The sequence below is a fragment of the Mucilaginibacter terrae genome (assembly GCF_031951985.1).
GTDB classification, from domain to species: domain Bacteria; phylum Bacteroidota; class Bacteroidia; order Sphingobacteriales; family Sphingobacteriaceae; genus Mucilaginibacter; species Mucilaginibacter terrae_A.
The window spans coordinates 1980772-2007651 of the sequence record NZ_JAVLVU010000001.1 but is presented as its reverse complement, the minus strand read 5'-3'; the positions used below and the strand labels follow the sequence as shown (position 1 = coordinate 2007651).

Annotated in this window: 24 protein-coding genes and 1 tRNA gene; 10 read left to right on the top strand and 15 right to left on the bottom strand. The window is 43.6% G+C overall.

What is annotated here, in order from left to right; genetic code table 11:
- Nucleotides 1-129 precede the first annotated feature (129 nt).
- Together QE417_RS08165 and QE417_RS08160 are read left to right on the top strand one after the other, a co-directional pair.
- A complete protein-coding gene (locus QE417_RS08165; protein ID WP_311954627.1) occupies nt 130-1914 on the top strand; it encodes an ABC transporter ATP-binding protein in 1785 nt (594 codons plus the stop codon).
- 398 nt (nt 1915-2312) lie between these two features.
- Nucleotides 2313-2654, top strand: a complete 342-nt coding sequence (locus QE417_RS08160; RefSeq protein WP_311949167.1) for a DUF3276 family protein — start codon at nt 2313-2315, stop codon at nt 2652-2654.
- A gap of 72 nt (nt 2655-2726) precedes the next feature.
- Here the strand turns inward: QE417_RS08160 and QE417_RS08155 are convergent, their stop codons facing one another.
- From QE417_RS08155 to QE417_RS08145, 3 genes are read right to left on the bottom strand one after another with little or no spacing between them, the layout of a single operon-like run.
- A complete protein-coding gene (locus QE417_RS08155) occupies nt 2727-3077 on the bottom strand; it encodes a hypothetical protein (protein WP_311949166.1) in 351 nt (116 codons plus the stop codon).
- A gap of 31 nt (nt 3078-3108) precedes the next feature.
- A complete protein-coding gene (gene mgtE, locus QE417_RS08150; RefSeq protein ID WP_311949164.1) occupies nt 3109-4176 on the bottom strand; it encodes a magnesium transporter in 1068 nt (355 codons plus the stop codon).
- On the bottom strand, nt 4124-4471 hold the full coding sequence (locus QE417_RS08145; protein ID WP_311949162.1) for a magnesium transporter MgtE N-terminal domain-containing protein: 348 nt from the start codon (nt 4469-4471) through the stop codon (nt 4124-4126). The genes mgtE and QE417_RS08145 overlap by 53 nt, the downstream gene beginning before the upstream one ends.
- 231 nt (nt 4472-4702) lie before the next feature.
- On the opposite strand from QE417_RS08145, the gene ychF reads away from it, so the two are divergent.
- The 4 genes from ychF to QE417_RS08125 all read left to right on the top strand — a co-directional run bounded on the left by ychF (nt 4703) and on the right by QE417_RS08125 (nt 12260).
- The gene (gene ychF / locus QE417_RS08140) at nt 4703-5800 is read left to right on the top strand and encodes a redox-regulated ATPase YchF (RefSeq protein ID WP_311949160.1); all 1098 of its coding nucleotides are present in this window, start codon (nt 4703-4705) and stop codon (nt 5798-5800) included.
- Between the two features lie 209 nt (nt 5801-6009).
- Entirely contained in the window at nt 6010-8943 is a 2934-nt protein-coding gene (locus QE417_RS08135; RefSeq protein ID WP_311949158.1) for a M16 family metallopeptidase, read from the top strand.
- A 500-nt stretch (nt 8944-9443) separates the two neighbouring features.
- Nucleotides 9444-12062, top strand: coding sequence for a TonB-dependent receptor (locus QE417_RS08130; protein ID WP_311949157.1), 2619 nt, complete (start codon nt 9444-9446; stop codon nt 12060-12062).
- Between the two features lie 126 nt (nt 12063-12188).
- A tRNA-Arg gene (locus QE417_RS08125) sits at nt 12189-12260 on the top strand.
- A gap of 66 nt (nt 12261-12326) precedes the next feature.
- On the opposite strand, the gene QE417_RS08120 is transcribed toward QE417_RS08125, so the two are convergent.
- Complete coding sequence (locus QE417_RS08120) at nt 12327-12659, bottom strand: hypothetical protein (RefSeq protein ID WP_311949155.1); 333 nt, start codon at nt 12657-12659, stop codon at nt 12327-12329.
- Between the two features lie 185 nt (nt 12660-12844).
- Between QE417_RS08120 and QE417_RS08115 the strand changes: the two genes are divergently transcribed.
- The 3 genes from QE417_RS08115 (at nt 12845) to QE417_RS08105 (ending at nt 16242) form a co-directional block, all read left to right on the top strand.
- Nucleotides 12845-13699, top strand: coding sequence for a helix-turn-helix domain-containing protein (locus QE417_RS08115; protein WP_311949154.1), 855 nt, complete (start codon nt 12845-12847; stop codon nt 13697-13699).
- Between the two features lie 58 nt (nt 13700-13757).
- Nucleotides 13758-14738: a DMT family transporter gene (locus QE417_RS08110; protein WP_311949152.1), complete on the top strand. Its 981-nt coding sequence runs from the start codon at nt 13758-13760 to the stop codon at nt 14736-14738.
- 76 nt (nt 14739-14814) lie between these two features.
- Nucleotides 14815-16242, top strand: coding sequence for a family 43 glycosylhydrolase (locus QE417_RS08105; RefSeq protein WP_311949151.1), 1428 nt, complete (start codon nt 14815-14817; stop codon nt 16240-16242).
- Between the two features lie 271 nt (nt 16243-16513).
- Here the strand turns inward: QE417_RS08105 and QE417_RS08100 are convergent, their stop codons facing one another.
- The 8 genes from QE417_RS08100 to QE417_RS08065 all read right to left on the bottom strand — a co-directional run bounded on the left by QE417_RS08100 (nt 16514) and on the right by QE417_RS08065 (nt 23445).
- A complete protein-coding gene (locus QE417_RS08100; RefSeq protein ID WP_311949150.1) occupies nt 16514-16687 on the bottom strand; it encodes a DUF3606 domain-containing protein in 174 nt (57 codons plus the stop codon).
- Between the two features lie 255 nt (nt 16688-16942).
- Entirely contained in the window at nt 16943-17320 is a 378-nt protein-coding gene (locus tag QE417_RS08095; RefSeq protein WP_311949149.1) for a DUF4406 domain-containing protein, read from the bottom strand.
- Complete coding sequence (gene nudK / locus QE417_RS08090; protein WP_311949147.1) at nt 17321-17899, bottom strand: GDP-mannose pyrophosphatase NudK; 579 nt, start codon at nt 17897-17899, stop codon at nt 17321-17323. It abuts the gene before it with no gap.
- 65 nt (nt 17900-17964) lie between these two features.
- A complete protein-coding gene (locus QE417_RS08085) occupies nt 17965-18474 on the bottom strand; it encodes an MOSC domain-containing protein (RefSeq protein ID WP_311949145.1) in 510 nt (169 codons plus the stop codon).
- Between the two features lie 15 nt (nt 18475-18489).
- Nucleotides 18490-18873, bottom strand: coding sequence for a DUF3037 domain-containing protein (locus QE417_RS08080; RefSeq protein ID WP_311949144.1), 384 nt, complete (start codon nt 18871-18873; stop codon nt 18490-18492).
- Nucleotides 18851-19648 (bottom strand): HipA family kinase, encoded by a 798-nt coding sequence (locus QE417_RS08075; protein ID WP_311949142.1) that lies wholly within the window; start codon nt 19646-19648, stop codon nt 18851-18853. Before QE417_RS08075 ends, QE417_RS08080 begins: the two co-directional genes overlap by 23 nt.
- A gap of 368 nt (nt 19649-20016) precedes the next feature.
- Nucleotides 20017-21654, bottom strand: coding sequence for a polysaccharide lyase (locus tag QE417_RS08070; protein WP_311949141.1), 1638 nt, complete (start codon nt 21652-21654; stop codon nt 20017-20019).
- 234 nt (nt 21655-21888) lie between these two features.
- Nucleotides 21889-23445: a M20/M25/M40 family metallo-hydrolase gene (locus QE417_RS08065; RefSeq protein WP_311949140.1), complete on the bottom strand. Its 1557-nt coding sequence runs from the start codon at nt 23443-23445 to the stop codon at nt 21889-21891.
- Between the two features lie 126 nt (nt 23446-23571).
- Between QE417_RS08065 and pelA the strand changes: the two genes are divergently transcribed.
- A complete protein-coding gene (pelA, locus tag QE417_RS08060) occupies nt 23572-24729 on the top strand; it encodes a pectate lyase (protein WP_311949138.1) in 1158 nt (385 codons plus the stop codon).
- 61 nt (nt 24730-24790) lie between these two features.
- Here the strand turns inward: pelA and QE417_RS08055 are convergent, their stop codons facing one another.
- The 3 genes from QE417_RS08055 to QE417_RS08045 form a co-directional block, all read right to left on the bottom strand.
- The gene (locus tag QE417_RS08055; protein WP_311949137.1) at nt 24791-24973 is read right to left on the bottom strand and encodes a hypothetical protein; all 183 of its coding nucleotides are present in this window, start codon (nt 24971-24973) and stop codon (nt 24791-24793) included.
- Nucleotides 24974-25014: 41 nt separating this feature from the next.
- Complete coding sequence (locus QE417_RS08050; RefSeq protein ID WP_311949135.1) at nt 25015-26271, bottom strand: DEAD/DEAH box helicase; 1257 nt, start codon at nt 26269-26271, stop codon at nt 25015-25017.
- Nucleotides 26272-26417: 146 nt separating this feature from the next.
- Nucleotides 26418-26792 carry a response regulator gene (locus QE417_RS08045; RefSeq protein ID WP_311949133.1) on the bottom strand — a complete coding sequence of 125 codons (375 nt, stop codon included), beginning with the start codon at nt 26790-26792 and terminating at the stop codon, nt 26418-26420.
- Nucleotides 26793-26880: the final 88 nt, after the last annotated feature.

Below are 26880 nucleotides of genomic sequence, written 5' to 3'. Positions count from 1 at the left end.
TGATTAAACCTAAGAAGCCCCCTCTAAATCTCCCCCGGGAGGGGAGACTTTTTGAAGTATGCAGTTAAAGCCCTCCCTCCCGGGGAGGGTTTGGGTGGGGCAACTGATTTTACTACCTTTGCCCTGCACATGAAAAGCCTGGCATACCTCAATAAGTTCTTTATAAAATACCGCTGGCGGTTAGTGCCGGGTATTATGTTTGTGGTTATATCCAACGTTTTTGGTGTGCTGCCTGCACAGGTTATACGCATTGCGTTTAACCTCGTGGCCGAAAACATACAGGTTTACCACCTGTATGCCGGCTTTAACCGGCAGAATGTTATCTATGATATTTTTGGTTCGAGCTTGTTAATGTTTGGGGCGTTGGTGCTGCTATTGGCTTTGCTGCGCGGATTGTTTCTTTTTTTTATGCGGCAAACCATCATCCTCATGTCGCGGCATATTGAGTTTGATTTAAAGAACGAAATATACGAACACTATCAACAGCTATCACTGGCTTTTTACCGCCGCCATAACACCGGCGATTTGATGAACCGCGTTACCGAAGACGTGAGTCGTGTGCGCATGTACCTCGGCCCAGGTATTATGTACGCCATTAATACCATTGTGCTTTTTGTGCTTACCGTATATGCCATGATGAGTGTGAATGCGCGGCTGGCTTTCTTTTCATTACTGCCCATGCCTGTATTGGTGTTGAGCATTTACTATGTAAATAATATTATTGAGCACCGCAGCGAAAAAATACAGGAACGATTGTCATCCTTGTCGAGTTTTGTTCAGGAAAACCTATCAGGCATACGTGTAATTAAATCATATGTGCGCGAGGGATTTGTAAATAAGCGTTTTGCTGATGAAAGCGAAGGCTATAAAGAGCAATCGATGGAACTTACTAAGGTGCAGGCCTTGTTTTTCCCGATGATGTTACTGCTGGTAGGAGTGAGTAACGTACTTATTATTTATATTGGTGGGGTAGAGGTAATGAAGGGCAATATTACATCAGGTAACATTGCCGAATTTATTATTTACCTGGGGCAGCTTACCTTCCCGGTAATGTCGTTAGGGTGGGTATCGTCGTTAATACAACGCGCCGCTGCCTCTCAAAAGCGCATCAACGAATTTTTGCACGAAACTCCAGAAATATTTTCGCCCGCGGTATTGCCAAAATCTGTTGCGGGAAAGGTAGAGTTTAATAACGTTAGCTTTACCTACCCTGATACCGGTATTGAAGCTTTAAAAGGCGTATCCTTTACCATTGAGCCGGGGCAACTGGTGGCTATTATAGGCCGTACGGGTTCGGGCAAATCAACCATTGCCAACCTGCTTATGCGTATGTATGATGTTACCGGTGGCGAAATTCAGATAGATGGCAACCCCATCAGGCAGCTCAACCTTGAAGGTTACCGCTCGCAGGTAGGGTTTGTACCGCAGGAGGTTTTTCTGTTTTCGGATACGATTGCCAACAACATTGCTTTTAGTGCCGACGTGATGGATATGCCTGCCGTGGAGCAAGCTTCCAAAGATGCCGCCGTTTACAAAAACATTATGGAATTGGAAAGCCAGTTTCTCACGCTGATTGGCGAACGGGGTGTAACGCTCTCAGGCGGACAAAAGCAGCGGGTAAGCATTGCCCGCGCCATATTTAAAAAGCCGCAGATCTTGGTGTTTGATGATTGCCTTTCGGCGGTTGATACGCGTACCGAAGAAGAGATACTGGGCAACTTAGGACGGGTAATGAATGGTAAAACCAGTTTGATTATAGCCCACCGAATATCGACCATTCGTAACGCCGATAAAATTTTGGTGATGGACGAAGGCCGTATTGCCGAGCAAGGTACCCATCAGCAATTAATGGATAAGCAAGGCATCTACTTTGATCTTTACGAAATGCAGTTGCTGGAGGAAGAGGAAAAGTAAGAGCCAGGAGCCAAGAATCAAGAGCCAAGACTTTTGAACTGCTGATTTCACTTATTCCTTTCTGCATCCATTCACTTCTCCATATTGTCATTTCGAACGACAGAGAGAAATCTTTTCGAATTGATAAGTCAATCGCTTCGTATGGATTTTTATCATTTTTAAAGTGTCATCAGTTACATTTTCCATCAATTTATTTCGCCTGTAACAATTCTCTTAACTCATGCGTAAACCACGGCATGGCAGAATAATGTATTTTTTACATACACCATATACTATAAAAGCAGTTGATAATTTGGTAAATATTACATTCACATCATACTTCTTTTGTAAAAAATGCTTGCACTTTCAAAAAATGTTTATATTTATGCAATCATTACTATTACAACACTTTTAAAACAATGGGAGATTTTGACAACAGAGAGAGGGATGAAGTTTTCTCGAAAAAGGTAAGGGCTGGTAAAAGAACTTATTTTTTTGATGTAAAAGCAACACGTTCAAACGACTATTACATCACTATTACAGAAAGCAAAAAACGTTTAGAGGACGGATCGTTTGTGAAACACAAAATCTTTTTATACAAAGAAGACTTTGAAAAATTTGCCGAAGGTTTAAAAGATACTGTTGACTACATCAAAGCCAACCAGGAAGTTGTTGAAAAACGCTATGAGTTTAGCGAATTAAATGAAATTACAAAAGCAGCCGGTGTAGCCGGTGCTACCGAAGAAGACTTTTCTTTTTAAGGGACTTTTATAACTAACCAATCAAAAAGGCCTCCGATACCACATCGGGGGCCTTTCTATTATGTAAAATCACTATCTAAGATATACTTTTCCATTACTAAGATTTGAGACGATAAGAGCGCGATCTCGATTTTTAGGATGAATGAGGATATTAACCACATCGCCGTTTTCAGGATGATTATAGTAACTGAAAGGCTGCTTTATTACGCATATCCTCGCCTCGGATTTTATAATCAAATGTATTTGGTAAACGGGGCTATCGTCGTTGTATATAACAGGCGTTTCTTCTAACGCTGTAATTTGAGCGGTTCCGGATATGCCGTGCTTAAAATAATAACGTTGCTTTGTTGTGCTGAGCCAGTTGGTAATGTATATAAAGGCGCAGGCTCCAACAGCAGAAGCGAGATAATCTCCTATTTCCACATATTTAATTTAATAATTCAACACTAAATTATTAAATATTCATGATAGATACCGCAATAGTAAAGTAGATAATTAAGCCGGTAACGTCAACAAGGGTTGCCACAAATGGTGCCGACGAGGTTGCAGGGTCTAAGCCTAAACGTTTAAGCAAAAGAGGCAGCATTGAGCCAGCTAATGATCCCCAAAGCACGATCCCTACGAGGGCAAAACCTACCGTAAATCCTACGGCCATCCACTCTGGGCCATAAATATCGCTAAATAGCGTCCATACGAATATCCTTATAAAGCCAATTAGCCCCAAGGTAATGCCAAGCAGTAAGCCAGATACCAGTTCGCGGCGCATAACACGCCACCAATCGGCTACAGTAACTTCGCCTAAGGCCATGGCCTGTATAATTAAGGTTGATGCCTGTGAGCCACTATTGCCCCCGCTTGATATAATTAGCGGAACAAACAATGCCAGCACTACGGCCTTGGCAATTTGTCCTTCAAAATATCCCATAGCGGTGGCGGTAAGCATTTCACCTAAAAACAGGATAATGAGCCAGCCTACACGTTTTTTCACGAGTTTAAGCAAAGATATATCCAGGTAAGGCTCGTCTAAAGCTTCGGTACCACCAATCTTTTGAATGTCTTCGGTATACTCTTCGTTGGCAATCCATAAAATATCGTCAACGGTAACTATGCCTAATAGTATGTTATTATCATCGGTAACCGGTAAAGCTACCCGGTTATTCATTCTGAAAATGTTGATGGCTTCTTCCTGGGGGTCGTTAACATTGAGAGCTATCAGGCGGTCGTCTACCAGGTCGCTTATCTTGGTGGCCGGGTCAACCAGTAATATTTCACGTATACGTATGTCGTCGAGTAAAACGCCGTTATCGTCAATTACATAAATAACGTCAATGGTTTCGGAGTTTTTACCGTAGCGGCGTATGTGCGAAAGTACTTGTACCACATCCCAGTTCTTTTTTACGGTTATGTAGTCGGGGGTCATTAACCGGCCCACGCTATCTTCTTCGTAGCCTAATAGCACCAATGCTTCTTTACGGTCTTCGGGCGGGGAGGTGTAAGATGAGGGCTTTAACGGTATCGGCATGTAATTCGCTAAAAAGAGAAGTACGGTCATCGGGCGGCAGCTCGTTAATCAGTTCGGCGGTTTTAGTGCCGGGCAGCTTTTTAAGCAGGCGCTCCTGTACCGGGAAATCGAGGATACGGAAAACGTTAACCGCGCGGTTTAACGATAGTAGCTGAACAAAGTGCGGTGCATGTTCGGGGAGTTCACCGATCAACTCTTCTACTTCCGATATGTTGAGATTGTTTAAATAGTTGATTAACTGTTGTTCATCATTGTTATCCAGTAACAGTTCTACTTGTTCAACTATTTCTTCCATATCAGGCCCCCGTATTTACATGTTTGTATTTAGAATTCTGTTTTATTTAACGCCCGCAAAAGTCGTTTATTTTTTCAAATTATACGGCTGTTTTTATATTATCTTTGCGCAAAATTTTTTGTTGGTTGAATGGTTGATTAAGTTAAGTGGTTAAGTAGTTAAATGCGGGTCATTTAGCTGTTAGCCAATCAACAATTCAACTCAATCAACTACTTAACAATAAACAAACTAATGGGTTTACAATGTGGTATAGTTGGTTTACCAAACGTGGGCAAATCAACACTTTTTAACTGTTTATCAAACGCAAAGGCACAGGCGGCCAATTTTCCTTTTTGTACTATTGAGCCAAATGTGGGTGTAATTACCGTGCCCGACGAGCGCCTTACCAAGCTTACCGAGCTGGTAAACCCGCAGCGTGTAGTGCCTAACGTTATCGAAATTGTTGACATTGCCGGCCTGGTAAAAGGTGCCAGCAAAGGCGAGGGCTTAGGTAACCAGTTTTTAGGAAACATCCGTGCTACTAACGCTATCATCCATGTTTTACGTTGTTTTGATAACGATAACGTAATACACGTTGACGGCTCGGTTGACCCCATCCGCGACAAAGAAATTATTGACACCGAGTTACAGTTAAAGGATCTCGAGTCGATAGAAAAAAAGATACAAAAAGTTGAAAAAGCGGCTAAAACCGGCGATAAAGAAGGTAAGAAAGCTTTTGACGTTTTAACTGTTTATAAAAATCATTTGCTGAGCGGTAAATCGGCCCGTACCGCTGCTGTTAGCGAGGAAGATAAAGAATACGTTGCAGACCTTTGGTTATTAACGGCCAAGCCTGTAATGTACGTATGTAACGTAGGCGAAAACGACGTGAATACCGGCAACGCTTACGTTGATAAAGTGCGCGAAGCAGTTAAAGAAGAAAATGCCGAAGTGCTGATCATCTCTGCACAGATAGAATCTGAAATTGCCCAGATGGAGACTTTTGAAGAGCGTCAGATGTTTTTAGACGATTTAGGTTTGGAGCAATCAGGTGTTACCAAGTTAATTAAAGCTGCTTATCGCTTACTTAACCTGGCTACCTACTTTACAGCAGGTGTGCAGGAAGTTAGGGCATGGACCATTGAACTGGGTTTTACAGCACCACAAGCTGCCGGCGTTATACATACCGACTTTGAGAAAGGCTTTATTCGTGCCGAGGTAATTAAGTACGACGACTATGTAAAATATGGTTCGGAAAGTGCTTGTAAAGAAGCCGGTAAACTAAGCGTTGAGGGTAAAACTTACATCGTTGAAGACGGCGATATTATGCACTTCAGGTTCAACGTATAACTTTTAGAGTTAAGAGTCCAGAATCAGGAATCAAGATTTTTGAATCATATGAAGAGGTCGCCTTTACAGGGTGGCCTTTTATTTTTTAACAGTGGATGAATAGTGTAAGATGAACGGAAAGTGAAATCTGAAATAAATAATTGTTTTTGTGTATTGAAGTTTTTACAAAAGCGGTTAAACACATATATTTAGGCTTTTAACCAACTCGCATGAAAATTAAACACCTTATCATTGGGTGCTGGCTTAGTGTAGCCGGTACCACTGCAATGGCCCAGGCGCAATACGTATGGAAAACTGCTACAACAGGCGGCTACCCCTATAAATACGTAACCGGCGATCCAACCCATTCGCGCTTTTACACGCTTAAAAACGGCTTAACCGTTATTTTGAGTGCAACCCCTAAACAACCCCGCATACAAACTTACATTGCTGTAAAGGCCGGTAGCAAAACCGACCCTGCCACCAACACAGGTTTGGCTCACTACCTTGAGCACATGATGTTTAAAGGTACCGACAAGTTTGGTACTTTAGACTGGGCTAAAGAAAAACCTCTTTTAGATAAAATTGATGCCCTTTACGAGCAGTACAATTCAACTAAAGACGAGGCCAAACGTAAAGAAATTTACAAGCAAATAGATCAAACCTCAGGCGAAGCAGCCAAGTTTGCCATTGCCAACGAGTACGATAAGGCCATGGCCGGTATGGGTGCCCAAGGCAGTAACGCGTTTACCTCATTTGAGCAAACCGTTTACACCGAAGATATTCCAAGTGCATCGGTTGATAAGTTTTTAACCTTACAGGCCGAGCGTTTCCGCAAACCGGTATTGCGTATTTTCCATACCGAGCTTGAAGCTGTTTACGAAGAGAAAAACCGCGGACTTGACAGCGACCCGCGCAAGGTATCTGAGGCTATGTTTGCTGCGTTGTTCCCTAACAACAACTACGGTAAGCAAACCACCATTGGTACGGTTGAACATTTGAAAAACCCATCGTTAAACAAAATACGCGCATATTACAACAGCTACTATGTGCCTAACAACATGGGCATCATCATGTCGGGTGATTTTAACCCCGATGTAATGATCAAAAAGATCGACCAGCATTTTGGTTACATGGCGCGTAAAGCGGTTCCTGCTTATACCTTTGGTCCGGAGCAGCCTATTACCAGCCCTGTTAAGCGTGATGTATATGGTCCAACTCCTGAGAATTTAACTGTTGCTTTCCGTTTCCCTGGTGCCAGCACCCGCGATGCGCAAATGCTTAACCTCATGAGTGACATTTTAACCAACGGTAAGGCCGGTTTATTTGACCTTGACCTGGTTAAACAACAAAAGTTATTAAGCGCCAGCGCTTACTCTTATATCTTGAAAGATTATAGCGCATTGGTACTGCAAGGCAACCCGGTAAAAGGTCAAACCTTGGAGGATGTGCGTAACCTGATGTTGGCCGAAATTACCAAACTCAAAAAAGGTGAGTTTGCCGATGATTTGCTGCCATCAATTGTAAACAACTACAAAAAAAGCGTAATTCAGCAAAATGAAGAATATGGCTCACGCGCCGGTAACCTCATGGATGCTTTTACCTCGGGTGTTGATTGGAAAACCAACGTATCATTGGTGAGTGATCTATCAAAAATTACCAAAGCCCAAATTGTAGCTTTTGCCAACAAATACCTGAATGATAATAACTATGTAATTGTATACAAGCACCAGGGCGAAGACAAGAATATTGTTAAAGTTGATAAGCCGACCATTACCCCGGTTAGCGTAAACCGCGAAGCACAATCGCCATTCCTGAAAAAGGTGAACGATATGCCGGCCAATGCGGTACAACCTGTTTGGTTGGATTTTAACCGCGATATTCAACGCGCTAAGGCGGGGCAGTTGGATGTACTCACGGTTCAAAATAAAGATAACGCGCTGTTCCGTTTATATTATCGTTATGATATGGGCAGCTGGAACAATAAGCTGTTACCGGTTGCAACCCAATATCTTCAGTTTTTAGGTACCGATAAAATGAGCTCCGAAGATATCAGCAAAGCATTTTATAAGCTTGCAGCTTCATTCAGCGTAAATGCAGGTCCTGAGATCACTACGGTAAGCATTAATGGTTTACAGGAAAACTTTACCAAAGCCGTTGCTTTGTACGAAGACCTGATAGCCAACTGTAAGGCCGACCCTAAGGCATTGGAAGGTTTAAAAGCCCGCTTGAAAAAATCGCGCGAAAATGCCAAGCTTAACAAAGCGGCTATTATGAGCGGTTTAATGAGCTATGCCCGTTATGGTGCTCAAAATCCGTTTAACAATGTGTTAAGCAACGAGGAACTGGATGCCATTAAAGCCGAAGATTTGGTAAACCTGCTGCATAGCCTGGCTACATATAAGCACACTATATTATACTATGGTCCGCAAACTGCCACTGCTTTAGCAACATCGTTAACCAGTTTGCACAAAATGCCGGCACAATTTGCCGCTTATCCTGAGGCTAAAAAGTTTACGCTTACCAAAGAAGATAAAAGCCGTGTGCTGTTTGCCAACTTTGATATGGTACAGGCCGAAATTAACTGGATACGCAACGAGGGTAAATTTGATGCGGCTAAAATGCCAACCATTGAGCTGTACAATAACTACTTTGGTGGCGGTATGAGCAGTATCGTGTTCCAAACCATCCGCGAATCAAAAGCTTTGGCTTACTCAACTTATGCGTCTTACGCATCTCCTGCAAAAAAGGAGGATAACAGCTATTTTGTGGCATATGTAGGTACCCAGGCCGATAAGTTTAACGATGCTGTTAAAGGCATGAACGAACTATTGAACGATTTACCTGAATCGGAAAAAGTGGTGACTGTTGCCCGCGACAACATCCGCAAATCGTTAGAGACCGACCGCATAACCCAGGATGGTATTTTGTTTACTTACCTGAATGCCAAGCGTCGTGGTATTGATGTTGATGATCGTAAAGAAACTTATGCAGCCTTAGGAAACTTAAAGTATTCTGATATTCAGGCATTCCATAATGCAGAGGTTAAAGACAAGCCATTTACCTATTGCATAGTAGCATCAGAGAAACGTTTAACCGACGATGATTTGAAAAAGTATGGTGAGCTGACCAAGCTTAACCTTACCCAAATTTTTGGTTACTAATACGCAATAATATGTATTATTAAAGCCGCCTTGTAAATCAGGGCGGCTTTTTTTATTTATGTGGGTTAATAGAGTAATAGCCTTACAATCATTTAATGGCTCTTTTTGCCATATTAAAACGTGTTTGCTAAATAAATTCTATAAAATCTATGTAATTAGTAGATAATTAAAAAATATATTGTATCATTGCAAATAAGTTCAGCACAAGGCAATGAAAACCAGCTTGTTTTTTACCACAACAAAAACTACCTGCACTAAACAGGGCAACAACTTTAGCAATGCTATACAGTGTTGCTGCTGCTGTTGATCGGCCAGCCCATTGCCAAATAAACCCGGTGATTTAGTCAAATGCGGGTGACGCTCAAAGTGGGAAGGCTTTGAGCAGGCACAAAGCGGAAGGTTTCCCTTGCCGCATTTCCAAATACTATGTTATTCAAACCACTTAACAGGTGCACGTTACCTGTAAGCAACACTTATATCATAAACGCTCAATCACGATCATGAAAAAAAAGTTACTCATTCTTTTCTCCCTCATTATAATGGCAAGCCTGGCGTTTGCCCAAAATAAAGTAAGCGGGATAGTAAAACGCACCAATGGCGAGGCGGTGGCTCATGCTACCATTACTATACGAGGCACTAATATAGCCGTAAGCGCTAACGAAAACGGCGAATTTACCATCGAAGCCAAACAAGAGCCGCCTTTTTATTTGCAGGTACGCGCTGTAGGCTATAAGCCGCAGGATTTCCAGGTGCTAAAAATTCAAAGCACCCCACTCGAGCTTGAAATGGTGGAAAATGCCCTGCTCGACCAGATCGTAGTAACCTCAAGAAGACGTGCCGAGGTATTGCAGGATGTTCCACTGCCGGTTTCGGTAGTAGGCGGAGCACAAATAGATCAGGCCGGTGCATTTAACGTTAACCGTGTAAAGGAGTTAATTCCATCGGTACAATTGTACACCTCTAACCCGCGTAATACGGGTATCAATATTCGTGGTATTGGTTCACCGTTTGGTTTAACCAATGATGGTTTGGACCCGGGTGTTGGGTTTTATGTAGATGGCGTGTACTATGCCCGCCCTGCTGCTGCCACGCTCGATTTTATTGATATTGAACGTATTGAAGTATTGCGTGGCCCGCAGGGAACGCTGTTCGGTAAAAATACCAGCGCAGGTGCTTTCAGTATTACTACCCGTAAGCCAACTTTTACCCCTGAGGCTTCTTTTGAGACCAGCTATGGTAACTATGGCTACATTCAGGCCAAGGCATCGGTATCGGGTCCGTTAAGCAAGGTTTTTGCAGGCCGTGTTTCTTTTTCAGGAACCCAGCGTAATGGTTTGGTTGATAACATCAGGACCGGTCGCGCTACCAATGATATTAATAACATAGGTGCCCGTGCCCAATTCCTGTACAAACCAACCGAAAATATTGCCGTAACCTTAGCCGGTGATATAACCGACCAAAAGCCCGATGGTTACGCACAGGTAGTTGCTGGTGTGGTGCCCACTAAACGTGCAGCCTATCGCCAGTTTAATGCCATCACAGCCGATTTGGGTTATACCTTACCCAGCTTAAACGCTTTCGACCGTAAAATTGATCATGATACGCCATGGCGTTCGGGCAACCAATTGGGCGGCGTATCATTAAACGCCGATTTTAAAATTGGTCCTGGCACTTTAACCTCAACCACTGCATGGCGTTACTGGAATTGGGACCCATCAAACGACCGCGACTTTACAGGTTTACCGGTACTGGCCAAATCGCAAAACCCGGCCAAACATCATAACTGGTCGCAGGAGGTTAGATATGCCGGCCAGCTATCTGAAAAATTAAGCGGTGTGGTAGGCTTGTTCTTTATCGACCAAAAAGTAACCATTAACGGTACCGAAGAATCGGGCGCGGCGCAAGCACGGTTTGCTAAAAGCACCACAGGTAACAATGCCAATACTCCGGGTGTAACCAACGATCAATTATGGGCAACGCCGGGACTTTTAGAAGGCTATGGTATTTACACCGATGCTTTTATCAAATCAAAAAGTGCCGCAGCTTTTGCCAGTATTGATTGGGAATTTGCCAAAGGCTTCCACATTTTACCGGGCGCACGTATAAACTACGATCAAAAAGATGTGTACTACAACCGTGTAGCCAGGGGCGGGTTAGATATTGCCAATAGCAGCTACAGCGCAGCAGTAAAATCTGAACTGCAAAAAATTAAGAACCTGGTATACAGCAGTCAGCAGTATGTGGCCGATGCCGATGAGAAGAACTTTACCTACTCGTTAACTGCCGCTTATCGTCCGTCAAAACAAATTAATGCTTTTGCCACCTATTCAACCAGTTTTAAGCCGGTAGGGGTTAACGTAGCAGGTTTACCAAGCGTTGTTGGCGGTACCACGGCCGATTTGAGCCTGGCGGTTATTAAACCCGAGAAAACCAAACACTACGAAATTGGCCTTAAAACCACGCCGCTGCCAAACCTTATCTTAAACCTTAACTTCCATAACTCTGATATTAAGAACTATCAAACCAACGTGCAATCGCCCGAGTTGGGGGTAAACCGTGGCTATATTGCCAATGCCGATAAGGTTAACGTAAAAGGCCTGGAGTTTGATGGTAGCTACAAGGCCAACCAAAACTTCTCGTTCTATGGTTCGGCAGCTTACACCGATGGTAAGTATGTAACGTTTACTAACGCACCGCTGCCTTTAGAAGAAACCGGCTTAACCGTAAACGGTACCCAGGTTGCCTTTAAAGATATTTCGGGTTCGCGCTTGCCGGGTATTTCTAAATGGGCGGGGTCATTAGGTGGCGAGTTTGCCACACCAAGCCAGTTTATAAGCAAAGACACTAAGTTCTTTATTGCGGCCGATGGGTTCTTCCGTTCAGAGTTTTCATCAAGCCCATCGCCTTCGGCATACTTAAACATTGATGGCTATACCATATTTAACGCCCGTGCGGGTTTCAGGGCAGTTCATGGTGTATCTGCCTTTATATGGAGCCGTAACCTGTTGAACAAAAACTACTTTGAGCAGTTACTACCAGCAGGTGGTAATGCCGGCCAATATGCTGCCGTACTGGGCGATCAACGTACCTTTGGTATAACACTGCGTTACTCATTTTAAAACTATTACTATTAACTAAGCTAAGGCCGTTTGCTTAACCGCAGCGGCCTTTTTTACTTGCCATCAATTTTAAAATAAGCCATAACAGTTTTAAGCCCGAAAAACATATATTTGCTGCCGCAATATGCTCCTGTAGTTCAATGGATAGAATTATGGTTTCCGGTACCGTCGATAGGGGTTCGAATCCCTTCAGGAGCACAAAAAAGGCCGCTTGGTTTTGAATTAAGCGGCTATCTTTTTTAGCGTTTTGAAATTATAATATTCTTAAAACGGATTGGCGGGGTATTCATATCCGATCTCAATAAACAGATGCTTGTACTTTTCTCCAAGCTCATCATACTTTATTCTTCTAAATTCATTAGACATTCCTGATTTTGTGCATTGGATAAAAATTGCGTTTAACATCCAGTCTTTGGCAGCTTCATTGTTGCCGTTAACTTTGTTTATAAAATATTGCACTCTTGCATTCTGTTCACGCTCATCTTTTAAAATATTAATGCCTTCAACAATACTTCTAAGCCGTGTGGCCATGTTGAAAAACGTGATCAAAATTGCAATACCGAGGATCAGGCTAATGATGGCGAAAATAATTTCCATGTGATAAAGTGTTTTAAAAACTAAATATATAACTATGACCGAAATATTTGATAAATGGTCGTACTATAAAAAGACTTATTTTAATTCCTTTACTTGAGTTTACAACCTTGCAGTTCTATTATAAGTATTCATATAATTTCCCCTTACCTTAAAATACTATCTTTGACTTACAGCTAAAGTCCAAAATGAAACCCTCCGCAAATCTCCCCATACAAAAGCTTTTAGACGGTGAGTTTTTGCGCGTAACCCGCCTGCACAAAGATTTAAACCAGTTATCTGTTATTCCTCACCGCCACGATCATTATGAGCTGATGCTGGTAACCAAGGGCGAGGGCATACACTATATAGATTTTAAGCCTTACGGGGTAAAACCGGGGCGGTTATATTTCATCCAGCCGGGCCAGGTGCATTTAATTGATAAATTTGACCGTGATGGCTGGCTGGTTATGTTTGGCGAGGAGTTGTTTAAGCTATTTGTTAACATTCATAACCGTGAGAATGAGACAGGACTATTAGATAGTTACACAACGGCACCTTATATTGATGTGGATGATGAACTGAATTCCATCGTAACTTTTTTAATTGAACAGTTGCAACATGAATGCGGCCGCGCAAAGGCCGATGCATCGCTTACTTTACATTATACTTCTTTATTGTTGCTGCATGCTAATCGTGCGCATATCGTCCAGCATGGGCAAGTGCAAAGTGTAGGGCTAAACCGCGGACTTTTGCATCAATTAAAGCAACTGATAAACTTGCATCTGAGGCAGCAACACCAGGCCGCTTTTTATGCCGAAGCATTATTGGTTGATATAAAAAAGTTGAATGGCATTTGCCGGGAGGCTACTCAAATGACAGTTTTTGAATTGTTACAAGAGCGTTTGCTTACCGAGAGCAAGATCCTGCTGCAAACCTCAGAGCAATCAGTAAAAGAGATCAGCTACGAACTGGGCTTTAACGATCCCGCATTTTTTGGCCGGTTCTTTAAACGTCATACCGGTATAACGCCTGCCGATTTTCGTAACGTGCGGATGATATAGGCCATTACTTACCCGAAAAGTACCATAACTGGATACGCTTTCGGCCTACTTTTGCGTTATGACCGAACAACGGAAAGCACTCAAAGCAATTGCCTGGGGAATGGCGGCATCACTGTTTTTATCATCAACTTTTATTATTAATAGTATAATTTCGGGTGCCGGCGGTTACTGGGCATGGACGGCTGCCCTGCGCAGCTTGTTTTTAATACCTATACTTGGAATTGTGGTTTTGTTGGCTGGTCAGCTTAAAAGTACTATTGCGGCTATAAAACAAGCACCGCTGGTTTTTATAAAATGGGGCATCATAGGCTTTGGTTGTTTGTACACCTTGCTGGCCGTGGCCTCGCTGTGGTCGCCGGGGTGGATGGTGGCCGCTACCTTTCAGGTCAATATATTAGCAGGTATGCTATTAGCTCCACTTATTTATCCTGATGAAAGGCGCAGAATTCCTAAAAAGTCGTTATTGCTTTCGGTTGTAATAGTGGCTGGCGTTTTTGTAATGCAGTTTGACAGGTTAACCCAATTGCATTCGTTAGGAAATACCCTGTTAAGTTTAATAATGGTTGTTTTGGGTGCAATAGTTTGGCCGCTGGGTAACCGCAGGTTAATGGTTGATTTAGAGCATAAAGGCTTGTATTTAAATGCGCTGCAACGTGTTTTGGGCATGAGCGTGGGTTGCCTGCCCTTGCTGCTTGTACTGGCTGTTATAGGGTATGCCAATTCGGGGGCGCCATCATTGGTTTTATGTACTTCTTCGCTTCTGTCGGCCATATTTTCGGGTTTTTTGGGTGGTGTAGGGTTTTACCAGGCTACGCAAATTGTAAGTAAAAACACCGTTGCACTGGCTGCTATTGAGGCTACGCAGGTATTCGAAATATTTTTTACACTGATGGGGGAGATGCTGTTGAAAGGAACCCGGTTCCCGGGCTTTTACGCACAGGCCGGGTTTGGTGTTATACTGCTGGGAATCAGTATTCATTTTTGGAATGCCTGGAACCATAGCCGTAAATTTCAACACACCTTAACGTTATCTATTTAACTTTATAACAGGACAGAGCATGACAACGGCTTAAACCCGGTGCCATATTTTAGCAAAACCAATTATACTGCAAAATATGAACCTGTTACTGCTCAACTATACGTTGCCAAAGGTTGTACGTATGGTATTGATGCTTGCGTTGATGTTATCATTCTACAAATCATCGGCTCAAAAGCAAACCGCTATATATTCGGGCGTGCCCTGGTTTGATGATAGGGGCAGTGTAGTGAGTGCCCATGGTGGTGGCATTATCAAAGAGGGTAGTAAATATTATTTATTTGGCGAAAAGCACACTGATCAAAGCAATGCCTTTGCAGGGTTTAACTGCTACTCATCAACCGATTTATACAACTGGAAGTTTGAAAGCCTGGCATTACCTGTTCAGGATTCGGGTAAACTGGGGTTAAATAGGGTGGGAGAAAGGGTTAAGGTAATGAAATGCCCTAAAACCGGCGAGTATGTAATGTTTATGCACGCCGACGACATATCTTATAAAGACCAGTTTGTTGGGTATGCTACCTCCAAAACAATTGTCGGTCCGTACGTTTTTAAAGGCGCATTGTTGTTTAATGGTAAACCCATTCGCAAATGGGATATGGGTACCTATCAGGACACCGATGGAGCAGGTTATGTGTTGTTGCACGGGGGCTTATTATTTAAACTGGCCGATGATTACAAAAGCATAACCGAACAAGTAGTGGACAATAAATGGCCCGGGAGCGAGTCTCCGGCCATATTTAAAAATAACGGCGTATACTTTTGGCTGGCCTCTAACTTAACCAGTTGGGAGCGTAACGATAACTTTTATTATACTGCCACATCGCTCAAAGGACCGTGGACGGCACACGGACTATTCGCTCCCGAAGGTACACTCACCTGGAATTCGCAAACTACTTTTGTGTTACCTATTGAAGGCACAAAAGATACCACTTTTATATTCATGGGCGACAGGTGGTCATACCCTAACCAGGCATCGGCAGCTACTTATGTTTGGCAGCCGCTTACCGTTTCGGGCAATACGCTATCTATGGCCGGGTATCAGGCAGCCTGGAAAATTAATACAGGTACAGGGGCGGCATCTCCGGGTGCAATTACAGGCAAAACCATTACCGCCGTTCATAAATCTATTATTTGTAAAGGCCAATGGGAGCATGCATCCGATGAGAACTTACCGGTACTTCAATCGGGCAGTAAGGGCGATACTTTTACCCTTCAATTTAGCGGTAAACAAGTTTTTATGTACGGTATATCAAATCCTGATGGAGGATATGCCATGGTTGATGTTACAAATCATAAAGGCAAAATTGTAGCCTCGGCCATGATTGATATGTACAGCAAATACAAGGTAACGGCATTGAAATTTTTAAGCCCGGTTTTGCCCAAAGCAAATTATACCTTAACGCTCACTGTTTTGGGCGAACACAGTAAATGGTCGGACAAGAGAAAAACTGACTACGGAAGCAAGGGAGATGTTATTGCTGTACAAAAGTTTGTAGTTAATTAATAAATACCAACGGCATAAATACTGCATTTGGACGTGTAGGTGCCAATAGTTGGTGTTTGTTATTATGATTTAATTTTAATGCGGATGTACTGCAAATTATAGCTCTTGCCCGGCACTCTTCGTTTTGTTTTTTGCTTTTGGCGAACCTTTGCAGGCACACAGCAATGCTATTACAGCAACGGATAGGTAAGGTTTGTCTTTCAAATATATATTAATCAAAGACAAATGTTTTACCTGTTATTTAAATACGCTATTCGCTTTTTTGAGAACTTTATTTGCTGAAGTATTCTTTTACAGCGGTTACTGTAGTACCTACTTGTTTTACTGCTTGTCTTAATTGTTCAGGATTTACGCTAAACTTTTTAGACCAATATTCTACTTCGTAGTTTTCGTGAATATTGATATGGTCTCTGTCGGGGTTGCCAATGTATTCTGTATGGTCCATAATTAATTTTTAATTGATTAATTATACAACGCAGAAAAATACGTATAGTTTGTTAATAGCAAACTCATAAAGCAGAAGTGCGCTGCTGCCACTGGGCAAGTGCTTTATTGAGGGTTTTTTGACTGCGCCAGCTTTTATCATGGAGCTCCCTGGTTTAAAAGTTTCTGTGCGTTAAGTAAATCCATGCCACTAAAAAAGGCCGGTTTTTTTAAAGCCGGCCTCTTGTGTTTACAAAACAATGGTAGTAACTAAAACTTATTTCAGCTTTGGAATATCATCAAAGTTGTAAAATATAGTTTTGTTGTGGGCCTTGCCGGTGTTCACCATCTCATCGGCACCGGCCGATGGGCCGCCTATGCGCAAAACGGCATCACAATGGCTAATGAGTTGTATGGCTACCGGGTGAAATATCTCGTTAAAAGCATCGTCGCCAATTTGTTTTGAACCGGCGGCTTCAATAAGCGGCAGGGCAAACCATTCGCCCAAAACAGGCAGGTGACCTATACGATAAAGTGCCAGGGCGGTATCGGTCATGGCTTTTACGTTGGCATGTATCAATTCAGGATCGTCGTTAGTCCCCGAGCGGTATGGCCCGGCAACCAGTATCATTAATGATTTTTGAGTGGATGGCATTTAAAGTATTTGATTAAGTTTAACGTACTGCAGCAGCATAATAGTTTTGGCGTCTTTAATTTCGCCGGTGGTAATCATAGTCATGGCTTTATCAATACTTAATTCCAATACTTCAATGTTTTCCTGTTCGTGTTCTACACCGCCTCCATCATGCACTTTCATGTCTTTGGTATATTCGGCAACAAAAAAATGTAAAATTTCGGTAACCGAACCGGGCGACATGTATGCTTCGAATATTTTGCGCACATCGGTTATCAGGTAGCCGGTTTCTTCTTCGGTTTCGCGGCGAATGCAGTCTTCAGGATTGTCTTTATCCAGTAAACCGGCGCATGCTTCAATGAGCATTCCGGTGCTGTTATTATTTAAATAAGTAGGCAGCCTGAACTGGCGGGTTAAAATTACTGTGCTTTGTTGTTGATTATACAGCAGTATGGTAGCACCGTTACCACGGTCATAAGCTTCGCGTTCCTGGGTTTGTATGCTGCCATCGGGTTTTATATATTCGTAAGTTACTTTACGAAGAGTGTACCAATTATTTGATAAAACTTCGGTTTTTAATATGTTGATGTTTTGTGACATTATGGGTTATGTATTGCGTTAAAAACGCATTGCAATTGTAAAATGATAAATTGACTTATGGGTATTTAATAAGAAGGGCTGCTTTTTATAATTACAACATCGCCCACAACAATTTCTCCACCCTGAATAATGCGTGCCGTAATACCGCCATGCCCACGTACAGCATTATAACCACCCGGGCCTAAAACATCTTCCATACGCGAGCACGGATGGCACTCGCCGGTGTATTCCAAAAGCGCGTTGCCTACCCAAAACCGCCGGTCTTTAAAAGCATGCAGGTTTATTCCTTTAACAACCACATTACGGCGCAGCAAACCGGGCGAAAGATCTTCTTGTTGCATAACCGAGGCAATCAGAGCTATATGCTCATGCTGTATAAGCGTTATTTGCCGTTTGCTGGTTGCCGAACCCGAAAAATGGTCGCCTGCAAGCCCTTTGAGTGTAAGGGCTTCTACCTTGTTTAGCGACAGGAGCGGGGCCTTGCGTTTGGGCCTGATGCCTATCCAGGTTACTATGCCTTGTTGGGGCATGGTATCCATGAGTTTTTGCAGGGGCGAATTTGGCGATAGCTTCATGATGTAAGACCGGATTTACAGTACCAGTTGCTCATGTAACCGCAATAATGTTGCCGAAGGATTGGCACTAAACCCCGGATGCACTTTAGATGCCTGCACTACCGTACTCCGTGTGGCTGTTAACCACCTGAAGCGCGAAGCTGCATCCAGCATACCAATAGCGCCGGCATGCTTGCCGCCGTTGCATATCTGCTCAAAGGCTTTCAGGTTGGCAGCTAAATCTTCAATATCCAGCAAATGGCAAAAGGCTTTTAACCTGCTAACGTCAACCGTGTACAGGCACTGCAAAAACTTGAGTTTTGCGCAGTACAATATTACGCCAACGTTTATAAATTCCTCGCGCTCTACCCTTGGCACAACGCGTATTACGGCGTACTCAAATAAGTGATGCTCTTGCATGTTGTGCTGCGGTTACAAAAGTTTGCGATGCGGCTAAGCGCGTTATTAAAAACTGGTAATATACCTCACGGCGTTGCTGGGCAGTTTCATCTGATGATTCATCGATGAGCCATTCATCGGGTATGAGGTTGGTAATGTTGCGTATCAGTTCATCGGTTAAAATAGCTTTAAAATCCTTATCTACTTCTTCCAACTCGCTGGCCCATGGTAAAAGCACGTGGTCTTTTATCAATGCAAAAGGGCGTTTGGCCTGCTCTTCCCAGTTATGCCACGAGTGATGAAAGTATAGGGCGGCACCGTGGTCAATTAACCAAAGTTCTTTATGCCACATGAGCATGTTGGTATTGCGCGGGGTACGGTCAACGTTGGTGATCAGGCAATCAAACCATACTATGGCTGATGATAGGCGGCTGTCTAATTTGGTAATTACAGCATCATACGTAATAGCGCCCGACAGGTAGTGCACCGCCAGGTTTAAACCAGTGCTGGCTTTAAGCAGGTCTTGTATCTCCTCATCGGGTTCGGTACGGCCAAAGGCGGTATCAAGGTTGGCAAAAACAATTTCGGGTATCCTGAAACCGAGCGCACGTGCAATTTCACCGCCAATTAATTCGGCAATAAGGGCTTTAACGCCCTGGCCCGCACCACGGAATTTAAGTACATATAAAAATTCGTCGTTGGCCTCGGCAATGGCAGGTAATGAGCCGCCCTCGCGCAGGGGGGTAACATACCGCATTACATTCACCGTACGCAACTGGGGTTGGGTGGTATTCATTAATCACAAGCTTGTAGTGCAAAGATAAGGTTCAAATTTGAGGGCGGTGGTGTAGTAGTGAATATTCCGTATACTTTCTTTCTAATATAATTGTAATCTGGTGTTATTTTAAAACGCTATGGGCCAATGCTCATTGTAAATTGAATAAATTGACGTTCAAAGTTCTTAATAATTACATTACCAACTGTTTCCCGGCCTTCATTATGTTTTTTATCTACAAAAAGGTAAACACCGGGAGAAAAGGAAGAATTTCGGAGTAAATACGTGGTTTTACAAACAAGAGAAGAATAGGCTAAATGCTAAAATAATACAATAAAAAATCCCGGAGATTTTAACTTCCGGGATTGGTGAATTTTAATATTGACTAATTATTTAGCTCCAGGTACCACCTTACTTAAAGGCACTACACTATTAAGGTAAACCTCAATGTTGGTGTAGCCACCGGCATTTTTAGCTGGTAAAGTAGCATCGGCCGCATTTTTGGGGTTAAGGCCGTGAGCAATTTCGTAACTATCGGGCATGCCGTCGTTATCGCTGTCTTTGTAAGGCGTTCCTTTATATTCGGGGTAGCCGCCAACCTGGTCGGGGTGGGTGATGATGCCTTGCTTGTACGAATCATCGGGTAGGCGGTGCTTAATGTACTCTTTACCAATGGTATTGGTAGTGCCTTCTTTGTAAATTATCTTTCCGGTTTTAACTACCTGTGTAACACGGGCATCAACGGCATCGCGCCTGGGTAGGGTGGCACCCACATTGGCCAGTACATAATCATATGCTTCCTGCGCTGATAGGGTTTTTACCTTAGCCATTGGGAATGGCTTAGTTGATTTAATGCTGTCGGTATAGCGGCCGGCGTCTTCCATGTCGCCAATTTGTATACCGCCGTCCCAGTTGTTTTTGGTTACTTTTTCGTTGCCCTCAACTATGTTTCCGTTGGCATAAACGCGGCCATAAATGGTGTGTCGGTTTTTGTCGCGGCTGCCTTCGGGTTTTAAAATACGGTGACCAATGGGCTTATCTAATGGTGTAACAGGCCCCGGCTTATAGTAGTTGTTGATGAAATTGAATAACGAGCGATCGTCGCCGCCATCGGCACTACGGTTCCACCAGTTAAATATTACGTTGTTTACAAAGCCAAAATCGCCATACATGCCTACTGATGGGTTACGGGCAATATTGTTAGCCCATAGATTACGCATAAACGTACTATTTAAGCCCCCAATGGTGCTGCCAAAGGCGTGGTTATATGTATCTAATGCTTCGGAGAAAATAGAGTTTTGGATGGTGATATTCACCGTAGGCAGTTTTTCCTGCTTACTGCCTCCACGGTCGTACACGTGGCGGTAAAGCGACATATTTTCGTCTAATCCCCAGCTTGCCGAAACGTGGTCGATAATAATATTACCCACCGGGTTGCCACCTAAACCATCATCACGGCGGGCCACATCGGTAGCTCCACGACGAAAGCGCATATAGCGGATAACCACATCATGGGTATCGATCCAAACCGATTCGCCGGCAATGCAAATACCATCACCCGGTGCGGTTTGCCCTGCAATAGTAACATATGGCGCACGAATAATTACCGGGCTTGTGAGCTTGATAATACCCGCTACGTTAAATACAATAATACGCGCGCCACCCTGCTCGCAAGCCTCACGGAAGGTACCTGCGCCACGGTCGGCCAGGCTGGTTACCACGAATATTTTACCCCCGCGGCCACCCGCTGTAAAAGCGCCGCCACCTTCGGCGCCCGGAAACGCATGGATTTTAGCCTGGGGTAAATCAGATGGTTTTGCTGCCCATGGTATGTAGGGTTTGCCTTTGGCTTCATCGGCTTTAATAATGGCTTGGGCTTTTTCAAAAGCTTTATCGCTCAATCGTTTTTCAACCTCCAAAGCCGAATCGGCCTTGGCCTGTACCGCCGGCGGAATAACAGGATACTGTGCTTTAGCAGTAGCCAGTACAGCCATGAAGGCCATGGTACTTAATACTTTTTTACTCATTTTAATAAGTGTATAACAAGATTGTGCTTTACGCTATAATTGGATATTCATTCAAATATCTGCCATGAACAAATGGCTTTAGTGTATCATGTTTACAAGCTCTTGTACAATCTTGCCTCTATGCGTTCAAAGGGGCTTAATTATTGTAAAAAAATTGTGAAGATTTAATAATAAAAAAGCGGGCGCTCCAAATGAACGCCCGCCTGCAGATAAAGTCTTTAGTAGGATAAATTATTATTCGATACCGCCGCGACGGGTAGCTTTTACCTGCTCAGGCCATTTCATTGGCTGGCCGGTACGTGGATTGTTACCCAATGGTGCTCTTTCGGTTGATGTTCTTTCTGGGTCTTCGCTGGCCATGTAAATAAGGATAGCAGTAAGGATGGCATTTTTGCGTACATCATCAAACACTATTTTATCATAGGTATCGCGGTTGGTGTGCCAGGTATAATTACCATAGCTCCAGCCTAACGAGCCTAAAGAGAAGCCCGGAGCGCCCACAGCTACAAACGAGGCAAAGTCAGAGCCTCCTGCACCAGGGATGCCCGGGAAGCTGGTTTTAATGGAATCGCGGATGTACGATGGTACAGGTTTTAACCAGCGGGTTATATAGTCGCCTGCTTTAGCATAGCCTTGGCCGCCAATGTTTACTACGCGGCCGGTGCCGTTATCCTGGTTAAACAGGGCTTGCAGGTTTTTTACAATTTCGGGGTGATCTTCAACAAAAGCACGTGAGCCGTTCAGGCCTTCTTCTTCGCTGCCCCAGTGGCCTACCAATATGGTACGTTTTGGCTTAGGATATACTTTTTTAAGGATGCGCATGGCTTCCATCATAGTTAAGGTGCCGGTGCCGTTATCGGTAGCGCCGGTGCCACCATCCCACGAGTCAAAGTGTGCCGATAGCATTACATATTCATCAGCTTTTGAGCTGCCTTTAATTTCGGCCAGGGTGTTATAGGTTGGTACTACACCCAGTTCTTTCGATTCGGTATGCACACTGATCTTAGGTTTGTTACCCGATTCGGTTAAGCGGTATAATAGGCCGTAATCTTCCAAAGCAATATCAACCGTTGGTGCTTTTTTAGTATAAGCGCTAAATATTTTATCAACCCCAAACCCTGCCGACCAGTTAGAGGTAATGATGGCGGCTGCTCCGGCATTTTCTAATATGATTGGCAATGTGCGGGTAGTGTAACCGGTTTTTTTAATGCGGTTAGCCCAGGCAGTGGTTTGAGCCGTGCGGGCAGCCGTCATTTTGTCGAATGATTCTTTGGTAGAAAATTCTTTCCAGTTATAATCGGGGCGGCCGGTAGGCTGCGGCATAGATATCATTACAAATTTGCCTTTTACTGCAGGTAACCAGGCTTGGTAAGCCGCTGAATCGGCCAGGTCGGGCAGGATAACCAGTTCGGCTGTTACGGTTTTGTTGCCCATGCTTGGGCTCCAGGCAAGTTGGGTACCTTCTAATGATTTTACACGCGGATAAACCATGTCAATGTGCGATATACCGCGTTCCCAGCCGCGCCATTCGCCCCATTTTTCGTTCCGGGCGCTAATGCCCCAGCCCTTGTATTTGGCAAGTGCCCATTCATTGGCTTTAAGCATTTGCGGAGTGCCCACCAAACGCGGGCCAACGCCGTCTATAAGTTCGTGAGCGAGTTTTTCGAGTTGCGAGTTCTCGTTACCTTCCTTAACAATCTGGTCGATAACGCTGTTTTGCGCTTGTGCCGCACCTGCTGTTAACAGCAATGCCACGGCGGGTACAAAGGTCAGTGAGTTTAATAGTTTCATACAGCCAATATAAGTAAAGGGCGTATGAACTGAAAGTCACGCTGTTGTTACACAAAATTGCTGTTACACAGCTGGCGTGCGGTTGCCTATGCCAATGATTAATGCCTAACTTTATCATAACCAATTATGAAACAGTTATTACCTATTATACTGCTTGCCCTGGGCATACAGCAAGTTTGTGCGCAAGATAAACCCGCCGGGCACGACATCAGCCTTAGTATTTTTGCGAGCAGTGCGTCGCATTGGTACGGTATTAAAGACAAGCACAACGTCATCAACCCCCAAAAGAACCAGCCCCGCTACAAAGCTGATGATTTGGAAGCCATTGGCGATAACATCTTACTCTACCAAAAGAAAAACGGTGGCTGGCCCAAAAACTATGATGTTACCGCCATACTCACGCCCGACCAAAAAGACAGCCTCATTAATGATAAAGGCAACCTCAATACCACCTTTGATAACAGCACCAGCTATACCCACGTGGCATTTTTGGCCAAAATTTATAATGTTACCCATGCTCAACGGTTTAGTGATGCAGCCATAAAGGGAATTAAGTATATCCTCGAAGCGCAATACAGCAACGGAGGCTGGCCGCAATATTATCCATTAGAAAAAGGGTACAGCCGGCATATTACTTACAATGATGATGCTTTTGTTGGAATTATGGAGGTGCTGGGTGATGTAAAAGATAACGCTCCTGTTTACGCTTTTTTAAGCGATGATTTACGTGCAAAAGTGTCTAAAGCCTTTAATAAAGGGATTGAATGCATACTTAACACGCAAATTAAAGATAAAAGCGGCCTAACCGCCTGGTGCCAGCAGCACGACGAGTTTACTTTGCAACCGGCCTGGGCACGTGCATTCGAGCCGCCATCCATTTGTAATGCAGAAAGTGTGGGAATTGTACAGTTATTGATGAGTTTGGATAATCCTTCGCCACAGGTTATAAATGCGGTGCAGCAGGCGGTAAAATGGTTTAAGACATCGGCTATTCAGGGCATTAGGGTAAAAGACATTCAGGCGGCGCCCGATACCAGCCAATACACGGTTTCGCATAGCGACAAAGTTGTGGTACAAGACCCAAACGCGCCACCCATATGGACACGCTATTATGAGCTGGCAACCCATCGCCCTATGTTTTGTAACCGCGACAGCAAAGTGGTATACTCTTTAGCCGAAGTAGCTCGCGAACGCCGTTCGGGTTATGCCTGGTACACTTACAGCCCTCAAAAGGTGATTAATAAGTATCCGGCCTGGGCTAAGAAATGGGGAATAGGAGATTGATATGAGCTCTTAGAGTTGTTTAAAAATAGTGTCCTTAATTTCTACAGCTATATCATTTTCATCAGTAACAATTTCCACCTTCACAAGATAGCTCACCTGTTGGCATTTCTTTGGTGTAGTACTCGCCATCACCCTTATATTTAGCGTAAAACGGATTACCCAACTCAAATGCACGTTGCCGTCCTAACTCGTGTATGTTGTTGATATTGGCTAAAAGCTTGTCTACTGTACCCAATTTTTCCATAATGCAATTTAAAGAAAAAGTCCAATTGATGCCTAAGCAGATTATTGCCCCTTAGCTTGTTGTTTAGGACCGCCGCCGGGTTTGCGGTTGCCGCCTTTGCCACCACGGTTATTGCCACGACCGCGGCTATTGCGTGGACGGTTGTTGGCTTCGGGTTTAAATTTGGGTGCTTCACCTAATTCTGCCGGGAGGGCAATTTCTTCAATTTCGCGGTCAATGAGCTGTTGTATGCTTTGAAATCTGCGGTAATCGCGTTGGTTTACAAAAGTTATGGCTGTGCCATTGGTGGCTGCGCGTGCGGTACGACCAATGCGGTGTATGTAATCTTCGGGGTCGGGTGGTACGTCGTAGTTTATAACCAGGTCAATCCCTTCTACGTCAATACCACGCGACAGCGCATCTGTACCTATAATAATGGGGAGTTTCTTGTTCTTAAACTCCAGCAATATGTCTTCGCGTTCATTTTGTTTAATGTCGGAGTGGAATGCATCAACTTTTAAGCCCGCAGCTTTTAAATCCTTATTGAGTTGCTTTACGCGGTCTTTGGTTGATGAAAATATGATGATGCTGTTGTATGTGCCGCTTTTTAGAATACCAGTTAAAAGCTTAACCTTTTGCTCATCGTGCACCTTGTAAATTTGCTGGTTAATGCCCGATGCCGGTTGCGATATGGCGATGTTTATTTGCTCAGGATCTTTTAAAATGGTACGCGCCAACTGCCTGATCTTACCCGGCATGGTTGCCGAAAACAGCAACGTTTGCCGTTTGGTTGGTATGTGGCTAATAATACGCATTATATCTTCGTGAAAGCCCATATCCAGCATGCGGTCGGCCTCATCTAATATTAAGTACTGTAAGTGATTGAGCTTTAATGAACCTGAAGACAGGAACGACAAAAGACGACCAGGCGTGGCAATTAATATATCAACTTTGTTGTCAATACCGCGGCGTTGTTGCTCGTATGCTATGCCATCACCGCCACCGTAAACAGCCTGAGAGCTTATTTCGGTAAAATAAGCCAAACCTTCAACCTGTTGATCTATTTGTTGGGCTAATTCACGGGTAGGAGCCAATATTAATGCACTAATTTGATGCTTAGGGTGCTCGCCAATTAAGTTAAGTACAGGTAATAAATACGATGCTGTTTTACCAGTTCCGGTTTGGGCACAAGCAATTACGTCTTTGCCTTCCATAACAACAGGTATGGCCATTTGCTGTATTGCGGTGGGGGTTTTGTAACCCATGCTGAGCAGGCCCTCGGTTAGCTGCTCGTTGAAATTGAAATCCTTAAAAGTCACTCTATCTTATATAATTTTGCAAGATAGGAATTATATCAGGCTTATTGGTAATGAGCGATATAAATGTGACGTGGTAAGGTTATCTGAACCGGAATTTTAATAATTAATAGGGTAGTAACTAATAACTCAATAACTATTCATTACATTTAAAACTGCCTGTTCAGTAAATTAAACACCTTTTGTTGTAAGGTGTGCATATCAAAGGGCTTGGCAAGGTAATCGTCGGCTCCGGCTTCGGTGGCTTTACGTTGCACATCCATACTGGCCGATACCATGATGATGGGAATATCTTTGGTAGAAGCCTGGCGTTTTAATTGTTTGCAAACGGTTTGCCCGTCGTGCCCGGGCATTTGTATATCAAGCAAAATAAGGTCTGGTTGTGCTTTTACCGCTTGCATTACCGATGTCCCGTCGAGTACTTTCAAAACTTCGTAGCCCGAATGGTCGAGTATTGCTGTTATAGAATCAACAATAGCCCTATCATCGTCGGCAATCAAAATCGTCTTCTGTTTGGCGTCCATACTCAGTTTCTAATCAAAAATTAAGCCCTAATTTGTATCTTACGGCCAAACCTTGTGTTAAACAGCTTGTATTTGTACTATAAATATA